The sequence below is a fragment of the Paraburkholderia sp. A3BS-1L genome, from assembly GCF_051125215.1.
In the GTDB taxonomy this organism is placed as follows: Bacteria; Pseudomonadota; Gammaproteobacteria; order Burkholderiales; family Burkholderiaceae; genus Paraburkholderia.
Genome location: NZ_CP120446.1, coordinates 223600 through 236508, shown reverse-complemented (window position 1 = coordinate 236508; position 12909 = coordinate 223600). Strand labels below are relative to the sequence as shown.

Here is a 12909-nt window from a genome sequence, read left to right as displayed (position 1 = left end):
TACAGATGAACTGTCACAGTCGGGTTAGCGGCGCGCTGGTACGTCAAGCCGGCATGTGCGTCGCCTCAGCGTGTGAAGAAGCCGAAGTTCAGATCGCGAGGAGCCCCGCTTAACGCATCATGCCGTACGCCTGACTGAACGTGGATCTTCAGGGCAAACGGTCACGAATGGCGAGCAGCAGATCGAGGTGTCTTTCAACGAGTAGCGGGATTGCCGATTCACCACGGGTCCATCGACCGATGGTCCGGCGGTCGTAGCCCGAATATTCAGCGAACGTCACCTGCGTCCAACCGAGGCGCGCCAATGCGTATGAAAGGTCAGCGGGTTTCATTGCGAAATGGAGAAAATGTCCCACAAGATTGGCGTTAAGTGACGCATTTTGTCATGAAAGGCGGCAATCTCAAACCTCGGCCTGCTGGCGGCGATGCGCGCGGCATGGGCGCTGACCCGGCTGGCAAAGCGGACGCAGTTGCCCCTGCTGTCTCACTGCCCTCCTGACTCGTCTCCAGCACCGTCTCTTCGCTGTTTTCCGTGTTCACTGTGGCAGAGATTCTGAATACCAGTGCTCGATCCGGTCGAGCGTGAACCGGGCGACGACCTTATCGCCCTCGCGAACAATGAGGCTTACGATCTCCTCGACCGCATCGGTAGCCGGGATAGCCTTAACGTCGTCGTCGCCCTTCAGTTTCACGTACAACGTGATCGTTGACATGGTTGCTCCGTTAATTCTGTGCGAGGAATCTTCCTATTTCGCCGCAGTCTGGCCCTGCGCTGCCTGCGCGAGCCCCGCCCGAGCCTTTCCGAGCGCATCCTTAAATACCGCCAACTGTTGCGCGCGCAGATCCATGTGACGTTCCAAGAATGACTGCTCATCCAAAGGTAGTTGCAGCTCTCGACGCATGGCGAATAAAGCCGGCGGAAACAGCGGGCTGAGCAGTTCGAGCTGCTTAGCAAGCATCTCATGGACTTCGAGCTGCTTCAAATCCCGACTCTGGATTACATTTCCACGTTCTGTCAGCGCTTTATTTATTTCGCTAACATGCTGCGTGAAATGTCCTCGAGCTGCTGTCCATATCTCTGCGTTCTTCTCACCTTTTGCGACCAGGTCTTGTTGAACTTTGATCCACGAATCGCGCAGCCCCTCGTGAATTGCGATGTACCGGTCCAGTTCAGCCAAGCGATTCTGGTATTGCTGCAATGTTCCCCGTTGAAGCGAGAGATCCGTAAATGCGCCACCTAAGCCTGCGCTGAGTTGCTGGCACGCTGTAACGGTCTCTTGCGCCCCAACCACGGCCACCTTGGCAAACGTTGCGTTGCTTGCTTGAAAACGCTCCACGACAGTCGCAACGGACATCTCTAGATTGGTCACTGCGCCTATCGAGGATTGCATCACCAACCCTGCCTCGACGGCAGGCAGAAAAACGTCACGTCGCAGCGCCATCTCCCGTTCGCGGTCGCGCTGCGCTGCAGCATGCCCGAGTTCGTCTCGCTTGAGCCGCCTGTTATGCCAATTGGACAAGAGGACACCAAACAACGTAATAACGGACCCCACCACGCCGCTGACGACATTGCCGAACACGGTTGCCGGCAATCCCGCAATCGTCGGAGCGGACGGTACGCTAGGCAAGGCGTGCGTGAGCGCAGTCATCGCGAACACGTAATCTGGCGGCATAAACGTCATTGGACTTGTCCCGTTTTCCGTGTTGTGGCGGGTCACTCGCCCTTGAAATGCAGAACAGTCGCAAGCACGCCACCCGCGACGATTACCGCAAACCAAGCGGCCTTGGCGACATACGGCAGCCCGTGCGTGTCCACAAAGAAGCTCGGGAGACCGATTGCAAAACTAAGCAGCAAAATCGCTGTACTCGCCTTGAGTTCCACCGTCGTATTCTCCGAATTTTCCGTGGTTAGGCGAGATCGCGCTCAACGGGCTTGTCATCATCAGAAACACGGCCCTTCGCACGAAGCACGGATAGTACGGTCTCACGGTCATCGTAAAAGTCATGCAGCAACCGCGCCGCGTAGTCCTTGGCTGTTTGCACCTCTTCCGGGAAGACCTTGCGCCATTCATCGTGCAGAACATCATTACCAAGCGTACGAATTTCATCATGAGCACGCTTGCGTCGCGATGCAGTTATCACACCATCTTCAGCGGCCAAGTCAATTTGTTGCTCAAGGGGCGTCCCCTTTTTGAGCTTGTACCCATTAGCCCGCAGCGTCTTGTCGAGGACAGATCGAAACAATGCTGCGGCAGCCCGATAGCAGCCGGCCTCAGCACACTCTTCGCCTTCTCGAAACTCATTGACGATCCCGTCCGGAACGCCCGCAGGCAAAGTTTGGCGCTCTTCCGCTTCGGGGTAAAAATCTTCGAGCGTCGTGTGCCGTCCGTCATTCAACAGAGTGATCAATGCGCCTGCGCCACATCCAGAGCAGCATGCCAATCTGTAGGTCTCAACGCCCCCGCCTTCCAGCTGCCGGAACACCTGCCCGTAGTGCCCACGCTGAGGATCCCCAACCTGGAACGAGGTTAGCGCACCGCTGCATGTCGGGCAGTGCGCCTGCACATGTCCATTTTGATTTATCGTCGCCATTCAATTTTCCGTTGCCGCGCGTGGCGGCGAACTTTCCGAGAGAATCAACGATTCCGTTGCCGCCACCGCAGGCGGCGTTGAAAGTCTTCTTCCTCGCGGCGTCGCGAGAAAGCGCCGCCCGTGGAATCCCCTGCGCCGAAAAGCTGGAACGGCAACAGAATCAGGAAAAGGGTTCCGAAGAATAAGAACTTCACCAAATGTCCGATGCTTTTCATTATTCGTTTTTCTCTACTTTCGTTCGCTAGGCATCCGGCCCGACTGCGGGGCGCTCGCGCGCCGAATAATTTTCCGATGGTTCGGCGTCTAGCGCCATTTCGACAGATCAAGATAGGGAGCGAATCGCCCCGTAATGGCCCGAGCTTCCGTTTGCGCCCATTCCGTCGTCCCGTTAAAAATCTTCGTTGCGGCTATGCGTTCGTCCTCGGTCGAAGCCTTCCGTACGGCGATGTACGCATCGCCGCGCGTTAGAGCCTTCTTTTCGACCACCTCAACGAAGCGGGCAATCTCCGGCCCAAACGAAAACCTCGCATTCGCAACGTGTTGCCGAAAAACCATAATGTCCCGACCGTCGAACCAGTTTGGGTCAAAGAACTTCGAAATGAATGCCCAAGTCTCAAGGAAAACCGCATGCCTTTTTTCAAACAGGTCCAACTTGAACTTGGCCCGCGCAATTCGGTACTGTCGATACGCGATTCCGGCAGCAATCAACCCGATCACGAGGGTCACAAATGCCGCTGGTAATCCCTTCACCAAATCCGGTAACGCCTGAGCGAGATTCATGTTTTCCATTGCCGCGCGTTGCGGCGAAGTTTCCGTTGTTCAGCGGGCGGACGGGTTCGCCGCCTTCCGCGCCGAAAGGACCGCACAGACTGCGTTGACGACCACAGCAGCAGTAGTGTCCGGCACCGTGGGTTGCATCTGTTGCGGAACGTCCGATGAACCAACCACCTCCCCGGCGCCATCGTATGCAATGCTGCGAAGCACCGCATATTTCTGCGTATCGCAATCTACCTCGTAGTGGTCCATCAACTTCGCCACCTTTTTGTCCCCAAACTTGCTTGGCGGATTGAATTGCGTTCGCGCCCACACCTTGCCGACTCCCGCCGGTACATTAAGCTCCAGCGACTCGACATCGAGCGCAAGCTTTGTTTTGCCTTGCTGTCCAACCGTGGACCAGTCAGACGCGATTACACTTGCCGGAACGCACGCGACAAGCATGCAGACGACAACATGGCAAGCCTTGGGCAAAATGGTGTTCATCGTTTTCCTAGTCGCGTGGCGGTTCGCCATCGATTTCGAGTTTTGCCAATGTGGCCAAGCGGCTCAGATAGGCATTCATACCAGCCGCTTCGTCATGAAGTCTTCCACTTTCATCGCGGCACTCTTTCGTTTTCCGACTCAATGATGTTTGTGTACGGGCCGCCGGTGGGCAGTTGTAAGCAGGACGTTGTCGCCGGCCGCGGCGTCAAGCGATGACACCGAGGCATCAGCCACGACCACGTGGACTTGCTGTGCAAATGCTTCCTCAAACCGCTTCCGGGCGTGTGCAAGGCACTCAGCCTCCGTGCCTTCGCCGGCCGCCGCCGCAGCCTGAGCCGATGCCTTCGCCGCGAGACCGAACACGGCGACGGCTTCGTCCCATGTTAGGCCGGTCGAGATTGCCTCTTCGATGAATCGTTCGACCAGTTCGCTTGCTTTCGTTCGTAGGGTGCCCATGAATTCTTCCTTGCCTCCTTTAGCAGGTTGCTGAAATACTTCCGGCGAGGGGTGCACAAAAAAATCGCCGACCGCATAGGAGGCCCTACAAGCTGCTCGCGCGACTTGGGTAAGGCGTTGCCACCCCCGAAAACGGTTTTCGAGCACCCCGGAAAACGGTATTTCAGCAACCTGTTAGAGCAACGTCATCTGCTCGCTGCTGCGCACATCCGCGTCACGTGAACCTCGCACGGTTGCTCCAGCGACGGGCGAAGGCGCGTGCACGCTCGGAACATGTGGAGATGGCGCGGCCGTTCGCTGATACTCACGTCCCCATTCGGGGCTCAGGACGACAGCAGAGAACAGTACGCCGGGCCCGATCCGTATGCAATCGTCCATGATGTTCTTCCTTGATTCCTAGGTTGACGCGCGGCTATGTGGCGGTTTCCCCGTTGTCCCAGACGTGTCACCTGCGTACCGATTCCACTAGCCGCGCTGACATGTGCTGCGAGTTCGTCTCACGTCATCCGCAACTGCTTCATCGCGAAACGCAAGAAGTCCCGCCGGGCACGGTCCGAAGACCGCTTTGGTGCCTCTGTCTAACCCTTCTTTATCGGCAACTCTGTCCAAACCTGTATATCCGAACGAGGAGCTCGATCAAAATTTATGCGAAATGCATTTAATCGCGTAGGTTGACTGCAGCGACGGCTTCACGAAGCTCTCGCTGCGATACATCCAGATATGGCGCAATGTGATCGAGGTGCGAATGCCCAAGGAGGATTTGAACAGTCTCGAGCGAGTGCCCCTGGGCGACAAGACGGCTCGCAAATGTCCTCCTCCCCGAGTGGCTGCTGTATCCGGCACCGAGGCCTGCGGCGCGGTACAGACTCGTCACGTAGCTCTGCAGGCTGTCGGCAGCCAGATACTCGACAGCTTCGCCTTCAATATTGACACGGCGCTTCACACTCAGCTCGAACGGACCGCCCTTCTGCGTGAGGATGAGTCGTGTGTGAGGCATGAGGCCGCGATATTCGCACTTGTCCAGCAAGACGCCATCAGCACGTATGTACCGCCACTCGACATATCGATCAAAGGCCTCGAGTGCCCGCGGATGTGAGAGGAAGACGCAGCGTGGCCGGCACCCTTTGGTGATGGATCCCGGCAAGGCGATTTCTTCGCGACGCGCGCCCGAGCGTGTGAGCACGTGACTTACCTCCAGTCGGGCGATCTCGGTCACCCGCATACCACACGTGACGCCGAGTAGCAGGATCAACGTATCACGTTCGGGGAAACGGCTCGTCGCGTCAGTGACGCGCATAAGGTGACGAAATTTGGTGGGTGTGAGCACTTTGGAGTGTCTGGGATCCATGCTTTCCTTCCTCGTAATACGCTCGTGTTCGAGCTGTGTTACGAGAGAGAAAGCGTCGGTCGCTCCTTTTCAGTCTAACCCGCGTAAAACCTCGCTTCCCCGGAAAAATCCCGCTTGCCCTGCCTGCCGTCGCGGTGCGCCGGGAACCGGCGGGTGCGGGGTAAAGATAGCGCAGCCGGTTAGTTGCGCAATGGACGAACCATCGTCCTCGCGTCCAACTGGATACACGAGGCAGGGTCGCGCACGGCTGCGCCCTGGCGCCGCCCGAATCGTTGGCCATTTCGCCGCGCCAGGTGCGGGCCCGAAAGAGCGCGGTTTGGAAATTGCTGGGTCTGGGTGGTAGCCGGAAGCCGACTAACGTCCCATGGAATCCACCCTCATCACGCCTCGCCCTCTCGGCACGCTCGCGCTCCCCGACAACCCGGACGGCCGCAACCGCCACCAAACGCCGCCAGATCGGCGCCGATGACGATCTCGACGCCATCCGCGCCTGGCTTGCACGTGTGCCGTCCCATGTGCTTCCGAGTTCGCCCGCGAGGTGCACCTCGATGTGAGCGTGCGGATAGGACGCCCGGATCTCTTCCACTGCATCGCTGCAAAGCAGCCCCCATGTCTTGCAGGGCCAAGCTCGGATACCTGCCCACCCTCGCCGCACGTCTTTCCAAAGACGGCCGGCGTGCCACCGAGTTTGGGCGGACACAAACCATTCGATCCATCTTTTTCGAAATCGCTTTCTGGCCGAGTTAACCCCATGTTGACTCGTAATATTGATCCTTATAGTATTTTTACCGAAATCGTTTTCGTTCAGCGGCGCAGTTCTTTACTCAAAGCTTCCCGCACCCAAACCCGTCGATGAGGCCCATCAGTTCACCGAGGAGACACTGTGTCCTACCTGTTCCGTTTGCTGGCTTTTGCCCTGCTAGCCGCCTCCCTCGTCCTTCCTTACGCTGCGAGGGCGGATACGCCCACCCGCACGAAAGTGCGCGTTGCGTCCGTCGTCTCGGCAGCATGGCTACCGTTATGGGTCGCCAAGGACCAAGGCATGTTCGACGCGCATGGGCTGGACGTCGACATCACGACCGTGCAAAACGTTTCGTCCGTCGTTGGCGCGCTGGGCCGGCAGTTTGAAATATCGGGCTGCACGCCGATCGATATCATCAAGGCACGGCTCAGGAAGCTCGATATCGTCGGCACTTCAGGTAATACACAGGAGCGGTCCTCGAATCAGCAGATGCGGTTTGTGGTCACGGCGAACGGCCCGATACAGAGCATGGCCGATCTCAAAGGACAAGTCGTCGCCACGCCATCGCTGAACGGGGTGATTCACATTGCTACGCTGAACGCGCTCCGCGAGCGCGGCATCGACCCAAAGGGCATCCGTTTTCAGGAGATGTCCTTTGCAAATATGGGCGACCAGCTGGCTGTGGGACGCGTCGCCGCCGCGGAGATCGTCGAACCATACGCGTCCGCATCGATGAAGAAAGGCGTCAATAGCCTCGGCGATCCGATGCTTTCCGTCGGCGACCCCGTGGTTTTGACTTGCTGGATGGCCAACGGTCAGTGGGCCCGGTCGAATCATGCGACGCTCGTCGCATGGCGCGCCGCGCTCAGCGATGCGATTCAGTACATCCAGAAGAACGACAAAGCATCCCGCGCGGTACTTGCGAAATGGACGCACCTGTCGAACGAAATCGCCAATTCCACGCGCCTGCCTGCCTATCACACACACCTCGACGATAACGATATCGAAATCTGGATCCGGGCTTCACTCGCCGCCGGTGTGATTAGCGGGAACGTGGGCGCAGCGGGATCGAGCGTCAACTAGCGCAGACGCGGTAGTGGAGCCCCTCAAAAAAAACTGGAGACGCAGTAATGAAATATCGGTATCCGGCAGCGACAGTCCGTCTTACCCGGTACGCAGCAGGTTTGATAATCGTTTCAGCTGCAGCCGCCGTCCATGCGCAGTCGAGCGTGACACTCTACGGCATTGTCGACAGTGGCATTGCGTACGTCACCAACGCGGGAAAAAGCGGCGGCCAGTATCAAAGCGTGGTTCAGATGATTACCGGTGGTGATGTAAGTGACCGGTTCGGGATTCAAGGCAAGGAAGACCTGGGCGGCGGGATCAAAGCAGTATTCACGCTTGAAAGCGGCTTCAATATCGCAAACGGTACGCTTCAACAGGGCGGGCGTCTGTTTGGCCGGCAAGCGTTCGTTGGCCTTCAGACACCGTACGGGACGGTAACGCTGGGTCGTCAGAACGTTCCCCTCTTCGACTACTTCACGCAACTCGATCCGCTCGGCTATTACAACTGGTCGCTGGTCGCCCAGGACGCCCAGTACGCGAACCGGGCGGACAACTCCGTCAAATACGTCACCTCGACCGGACCCTTGCGCTTCGACGCGCTTTTCAGCACCGGTTACGACGCAACCATCCCGAACGGCGCACAGGTTCCGGGCGAGTTCCGCGTCGGCCAGGAAGTCAGCGGCGGTGTGAGCTATGCCGCCGGCCCGATTCTGGCGGCTCTCGTGTACGAGATGCGCCGTGGCACATCGACTGTCACGCAAAGCAACAAGGAGCAACGCATTGGCGCCGGACTCAGTTATCGGGTGATTTCACCGCTCACACTATTCGCCGGATACAAGTGGTTCAATAGTTCCATTCCTGCCACTGCCGCGCGCTCCAATATGTACTACGGCGGACTCCAGTATCACGCCACCCCTGCCTTGATCATTTCCGCGGCCACTTACTACACGGACATCGTATCGGCAGGCCAGCATCCGATCGACTTCGGCATCAACACCGCCTATTTTCTTTCGAAACGCACCAACCTTTACGCAGCAATCAGCTACGTGAAAAACAGTCATGGATCGAACCTCGGCGTCGCGGGCTTTGGGTCCGGTGTGGTCGCCGGCGCCAATCAGACGGGCGTCGAAGTGGGTGTAACCAATCGGTTTTAGCCGGCGCATCGGCTGCGCCCGATACAACAGCCAATTTGATGGATAAATATGAACCCACCTGCATTTTTCTGTGACCAGACCGAAGTCAGATTGACATCGGCGAGCGGAGAGAAAGTCATTCTCCAAAGCATCGACCTGCGTATCGGCCGCCAGGAATTTCTTTGTCTGGTCGGCGGGTCGGGTACGGGAAAGACAACGTTGCTGCGTGCTTTGGGCGGTTTTTGCGAACCGACGGGCGGCAGAGTCCTGTATGAGGGCAAGACTTTCTGCGGACCGCCCGAGGGCGTCGTGACGGTGTTTCAGGACTATGGCAACGCGTTGCTGCCATGGAGAACAGTCAGGGGCAACGTAGCGCTCGGCATCGAGGGAAAGATCTCCGGAGCGGAACTCGACCAGCGCATCGACACGGCCCTGACGCTGGTCGGTCTCAAACATGTCGAGAAGGAATATCCGGCCAAGCTATCCGGCGGCATGCAGCAGCGGCTGCAAATCGCGCGCGCGTTGGCCCTGCAGCCGAAGGTCCTGCTGATGGACGAACCCTTCGGCGCGCTCGATGCGATGACCAAAGCGAAACTGCAGGACCAGTTGCGCCATATCCAGGCCAGCACCGGAGCCACCATCGTATTCATCACCCATGATGTCGACGAGGCAATCTATCTGGGAGACCGGGTCGTGCTGCTGGCCGGCTCTCCAGGAAGAATCGCGTCGGAGATACGCCCCGCACTCCCCGCAATGCGCGATCAGATTTCTACGAAGGAAATGCCCGAATATTTGCAGGCGCGCCACGAACTTCTGAACCTTCTACACGGAGCGGCGCGATGACGCCCCTCTCGCGCAAGGGGTGCCCGTGGCTGTTGCCCATCGCGCTACTGGCAGCCTGGCAACTGGCGGCTAACACCTCCGACGGGCTTAACGTTCTGCCGGCGCCCGTGCAAATCGGCGAGGCTCTGCTCGATGCGCTGGTGAGCGGACGTCTGCCCGCCGACGCATTGCATACCTTTGGCGCAGCGCTCGCGGCCTGGGGCATCTGCCTTGTCGTCGGCATACCGCTAGGCATGGCACTGGGCAGTTCGGCAAAGCTTCGCGTCATTTTGTCGCTCATTATCGAACTGCTGAGACCCGTGCCCGCCGTCGCGCTGATACCGCTCGCGATTCTGGTATTCGGATTCTCCTTGCAAACCGAGATTAGCGTCACGGTGTTTGCGAGCGTATGGCCCGTGCTCTTTAGCAGCAAGTCAGGCATCGAGCGACTGCACTCCAGAATGTTCGAAGTCGCCGCCACCTTGCACCTCAGCAGATCGCATGCGCTACGGAGCGTCGTCACCCCGGCCGCCCTTCGTGAGATTCTCGTCGGCGCGAGACTCAGCTTCAGTCTTTGCCTCGTAGTGAGCGTAGTAGCCGAGATGGTGGGCAATCCGGTCGGCCTCGGATGGGGCCTGGTCAGCGCGCAAGAAGCAATGAAAGCGAGCGAGATGTTTGCCTATCTCTTTGCCATTGGAATGCTCGGCGTGTTCGCGAACTTCGCTTTGGACTTCGCAGTCGGACGTCTGCTTCCTGGCCTGTACCAGCGAAACTGAAAGGAAAGTCATCCGTGAACTACATATCTCGTATGCTTGCCGGCCTCGTCCTGCCGGTTGCCTTGTTAAGCGCATGGTGCGCGTGGGGAGACCCGTCATCACCCGTTGCGCCGGCACCGCAAGCCTGGTTGACGCAAGCAGCCACGATGCTCGGAACAGGCGATCTTCAATTAGCGGTGTTGGCGACGCTGAAGACCGTCGTGCTTTCCACCGTAGTCGCGGGCGTGATCGGCACGGTGATCGGCGCGATCCTCGGCGCGCGGCTTGCCATCTCCGAAGCCGTCACGCCGACTCTTGAATTTCTTCGTTCGATCCCGCCGCCGACGATCGTTCCCGCCGCGATGCTGTTGATCGGCACCGGCGCCGGACTGGAAGTCTCGGTCGTCACGCTGGCGACGCTCTGGCCGGTCCTGCTCAATGTGCTACAGGCGACCCGGACGATTCACCCGACTTTGACCGGCACAGGCCGCACGCTGAGACTTTCCGCGCGGAGTATGCTGCTCAACATCTACGCCCCATGCATTTTGCCCGGCATGATTGCCGGACTGCGCGTCGCAGTGCCGCTGGCGATCATTGTTGCGCTTCTGGTCGAAATGCTGGCGACACTGCCCGGCATCGGCGGCATGCTTCTATCCGCTCAACGCGACTTCGATGCTCCGTCCGTCTTTGCGTTGCTCTTTATCGTCGGGATCATCGGCGTATGTCTGAATTCCGCGCTCGAATGGCTGGAGCGATATGTTTTGCGAAGGCCGCCCAACAGCGTGCGCTGAACATATGCGGTAGATCGCATGCCCGGACGGCATTGTGCGTCCCCTTTCCACACCTCTGCCCGTGTCACTGCTCAGGATCACACGCAATGGCCGGGCGCTGACTTCAACGATACATTGATGTCCATCGACTTCCTGCTCATCGATCACGCTATTGCCCACATCGTCATCAACCGCCCCGAGCTTCACAACGCTCTCGACGTGGAACACGATCGCGACCTCGCGCGCGCGTTCCGGCGTTTCAATGAAGACCCGCAGTTAAAGGTGGCCATCCTGTCCGGCAGCGGAGGACGCGCGTTTTGCACCGGTGCCGATATCGGCGACTACCTGCCGCATAGGCGTCGCATCGCGGCGAGCGATGTGCCGACCTCGATCATCAGCTTCGGTGGCCTGACTGGCGCCACAGACGTCGTCAAGCCGACGATCGCCGCGATCGACGGGTTCTGCGTCGCTGGTGGCCTCGAGCTGGCTCTCGCTTGCGACATCCGTGTGGCCACGTTTGAATCGCGTTTTGGATTGCCCGAAGTCAGGCTGGGCATTCTCCCCGGCGGCGGCGGCACACAGCGACTCGCCAAAGTCACGGGCATGGGCGTCGCGATGAGGATGATCCTGACGGGCGATACCTTCGACGCCAATTTCGCGCTCAATCATGGCCTCGTAACCGAACTGGTATCCGCACAGGAGTTGCAGCAAACCGCGCTGACGATCGCTCGCCGGCTCGTCGCGAATGGTCCGCTCGCGGTCGTTGCCGCGCGCCGCGCGATCATCGCAAGCTATGGCCTCGATCTCTCGGAAGGTCTGCTCCAGGAAGCGCAATTGCAGAGAGAACTACTGATGAGTCGTGACTCGCACGAGGGCGTCACCGCATTCACCGAGCGTCGGCCGCCCGACTATAAGGGGAGCTGATATCTGTCGACTTGTTGGGGAGCGTGCCGTCCATGCCAGGACAGCACCGGCGCTCAACGATGCTCGATAGATCGCTTTCACGCAACCATCCGGACTGTGCCGCGAGAGAACGCACTTCGATGTCCGGCCGAACTTCCAGTTCTTCAAAGAAGCCACCGCCGCGATTGATCCATGCGACCGTGTACCGGATGTCTCTAGCGCCAGCGGCATACGGACCATCGGCCAAGAAAACAGGATCGTTTCTCGCGATGCGCCGGGTGTCTGTTCGCCGAGTTCATAGGCGGCCGCCCGGGGCTTGTATGCTCGTATGGGTTCCGTGCTGATCAGGTGGGGGAAGTACTTTTACAAATAGGGATGGCGAACGACCCTGCGTATGGATTTTGCAGAGCCATTAGACACGATTCCACCGGGAGCGCCGATACTGCGCAACACCTCCAGTGCGGCGACCATGTCAGGCTATGTGCCAACGTATGTTCGAACTGCTTCTGTCGCCAAAGGGCACCGATCGCAATGCCGCGACCCGGGAACAGCTCGTCGGATCGCTCCACGATTGAATGTACGTCGAAGAGTGCGCCGTACAGGTCGCACAGAACGCCTTTAATTTTCGTCTGGGAGTGCTCCCACTCGGACTCTGTCACGGACTCAGTGCAAAGCGGGTAGTGCCAGTGACAGGTGCGAGCCATTGCACGGCGCGCTCCGTGTAGATTTCGATTTGAGGAGCCTGCAGGCCGTCCATGCTATCGAGCGTGCCTGCCTTTACCAGAACCTGCGCCGGAAGCGTCGCCACCTTCGTGATGATCGGAGAACCGCAATTCCCGCAGAAATGCCGATAAGAGGGCTGACCGCTATCGCCCTTGTCTTCATAGACCATTGTTTGCCCTTCCTGCTCGTAGTCGGCTTCACTTACGAACAGGTTGAAGGAAAATAATGTTCCGCCCGCTTTCTGACAGTGCCTGCAATGACATATCGCGGCGGCCGCCGGCTCAGCCTTGATGACGTAACGCACGGCGCCGCATAAGCAGCCGCCTTTTCGAATCTGCATG

General features: G+C 58.7%; 17 protein-coding genes. 7 read left to right on the top strand and 10 right to left on the bottom strand.

Annotated features, from left to right (window positions below; all coding sequences use genetic code 11):
* Nucleotides 1–148: 148 nt before the first annotated feature.
* From P5W99_RS36615 to P5W99_RS36595, 5 genes are all read right to left on the bottom strand, one after another.
* Nucleotides 149–331: a helix-turn-helix domain-containing protein gene (locus tag P5W99_RS36615; RefSeq protein ID WP_154671437.1), complete on the bottom strand. Its 183-nt coding sequence runs from the start codon at nucleotides 329–331 to the stop codon at nucleotides 149–151.
* A gap of 204 nt (nucleotides 332–535) precedes the next feature.
* On the bottom strand, nucleotides 536–712 hold the full coding sequence (locus tag P5W99_RS36610; protein WP_434668001.1) for a hypothetical protein: 177 nt from the start codon (nucleotides 710–712) through the stop codon (nucleotides 536–538).
* Between the two features lie 33 nt (nucleotides 713–745).
* Complete coding sequence (locus P5W99_RS36605) at nucleotides 746–1681, bottom strand: hypothetical protein (RefSeq protein WP_434667998.1); 936 nt, start codon at nucleotides 1679–1681, stop codon at nucleotides 746–748.
* Nucleotides 1682–1713: 32 nt separating this feature from the next.
* Nucleotides 1714–1881, bottom strand: a complete 168-nt coding sequence (locus tag P5W99_RS36600; RefSeq protein ID WP_434667995.1) for a hypothetical protein — start codon at nucleotides 1879–1881, stop codon at nucleotides 1714–1716.
* 26 nt (nucleotides 1882–1907) lie between these two features.
* Complete coding sequence (locus P5W99_RS36595; RefSeq protein ID WP_434667992.1) at nucleotides 1908–2408, bottom strand: DUF4145 domain-containing protein; 501 nt, start codon at nucleotides 2406–2408, stop codon at nucleotides 1908–1910.
* 134 nt (nucleotides 2409–2542) lie between these two features.
* Here P5W99_RS36595 and P5W99_RS36590 point away from each other — a divergent pair, with 134 nt between their 5' ends.
* Nucleotides 2543–2776 carry a hypothetical protein gene (locus tag P5W99_RS36590; RefSeq protein WP_434667990.1) on the top strand — a complete coding sequence of 78 codons (234 nt, stop codon included), beginning with the start codon at nucleotides 2543–2545 and terminating at the stop codon, nucleotides 2774–2776.
* 118 nt (nucleotides 2777–2894) lie between these two features.
* On the opposite strand, the gene P5W99_RS36585 is transcribed toward P5W99_RS36590, so the two are convergent.
* The 4 genes from P5W99_RS36585 to P5W99_RS36570 all read right to left on the bottom strand — a co-directional run bounded on the left by P5W99_RS36585 (nucleotide 2895) and on the right by P5W99_RS36570 (nucleotide 5655).
* Nucleotides 2895–3380 carry a hypothetical protein gene (locus P5W99_RS36585; protein ID WP_434667987.1) on the bottom strand — a complete coding sequence of 162 codons (486 nt, stop codon included), beginning with the start codon at nucleotides 3378–3380 and terminating at the stop codon, nucleotides 2895–2897.
* Nucleotides 3381–3410: 30 nt separating this feature from the next.
* Entirely contained in the window at nucleotides 3411–3851 is a 441-nt protein-coding gene (locus tag P5W99_RS36580; protein ID WP_434667984.1) for a surface-adhesin E family protein, read from the bottom strand.
* Nucleotides 3852–3989: 138 nt separating this feature from the next.
* Nucleotides 3990–4307 carry a hypothetical protein gene (locus P5W99_RS36575; RefSeq protein ID WP_368619799.1) on the bottom strand — a complete coding sequence of 106 codons (318 nt, stop codon included), beginning with the start codon at nucleotides 4305–4307 and terminating at the stop codon, nucleotides 3990–3992.
* Between the two features lie 658 nt (nucleotides 4308–4965).
* The gene (locus tag P5W99_RS36570; RefSeq protein WP_434667980.1) at nucleotides 4966–5655 is read right to left on the bottom strand and encodes a tyrosine-type recombinase/integrase; all 690 of its coding nucleotides are present in this window, start codon (nucleotides 5653–5655) and stop codon (nucleotides 4966–4968) included.
* An 883-nt stretch (nucleotides 5656–6538) separates the two neighbouring features.
* Between P5W99_RS36570 and P5W99_RS36565 the strand changes: the two genes are divergently transcribed.
* The 6 genes from P5W99_RS36565 to P5W99_RS36540 all read left to right on the top strand — a co-directional run bounded on the left by P5W99_RS36565 (nucleotide 6539) and on the right by P5W99_RS36540 (nucleotide 11866).
* Nucleotides 6539–7480, top strand: coding sequence for an ABC transporter substrate-binding protein (locus P5W99_RS36565; protein ID WP_434667977.1), 942 nt, complete (start codon nucleotides 6539–6541; stop codon nucleotides 7478–7480).
* Between the two features lie 47 nt (nucleotides 7481–7527).
* The gene (locus P5W99_RS36560; RefSeq protein ID WP_434667974.1) at nucleotides 7528–8616 is read left to right on the top strand and encodes a porin; all 1089 of its coding nucleotides are present in this window, start codon (nucleotides 7528–7530) and stop codon (nucleotides 8614–8616) included.
* 48 nt (nucleotides 8617–8664) lie between these two features.
* Nucleotides 8665–9438 (top strand): ABC transporter ATP-binding protein, encoded by a 774-nt coding sequence (locus P5W99_RS36555; RefSeq protein ID WP_421048129.1) that lies wholly within the window; start codon nucleotides 8665–8667, stop codon nucleotides 9436–9438.
* Nucleotides 9435–10193, top strand: a complete 759-nt coding sequence (locus P5W99_RS36550; RefSeq protein ID WP_434667970.1) for an ABC transporter permease — start codon at nucleotides 9435–9437, stop codon at nucleotides 10191–10193. The genes P5W99_RS36555 and P5W99_RS36550 overlap by 4 nt, the downstream gene beginning before the upstream one ends.
* 14 nt (nucleotides 10194–10207) lie before the next feature.
* Complete coding sequence (locus P5W99_RS36545) at nucleotides 10208–10963, top strand: ABC transporter permease (RefSeq protein WP_434667967.1); 756 nt, start codon at nucleotides 10208–10210, stop codon at nucleotides 10961–10963.
* 117 nt (nucleotides 10964–11080) lie between these two features.
* On the top strand, nucleotides 11081–11866 hold the full coding sequence (locus P5W99_RS36540) for an enoyl-CoA hydratase/isomerase family protein (protein WP_434667964.1): 786 nt from the start codon (nucleotides 11081–11083) through the stop codon (nucleotides 11864–11866).
* A gap of 634 nt (nucleotides 11867–12500) precedes the next feature.
* Here P5W99_RS36540 and P5W99_RS36535 read toward each other — a convergent pair.
* Nucleotides 12501–12908 (bottom strand): GFA family protein, encoded by a 408-nt coding sequence (locus tag P5W99_RS36535; protein WP_434667961.1) that lies wholly within the window; start codon nucleotides 12906–12908, stop codon nucleotides 12501–12503.
* Nucleotide 12909: the final 1 nt, after the last annotated feature.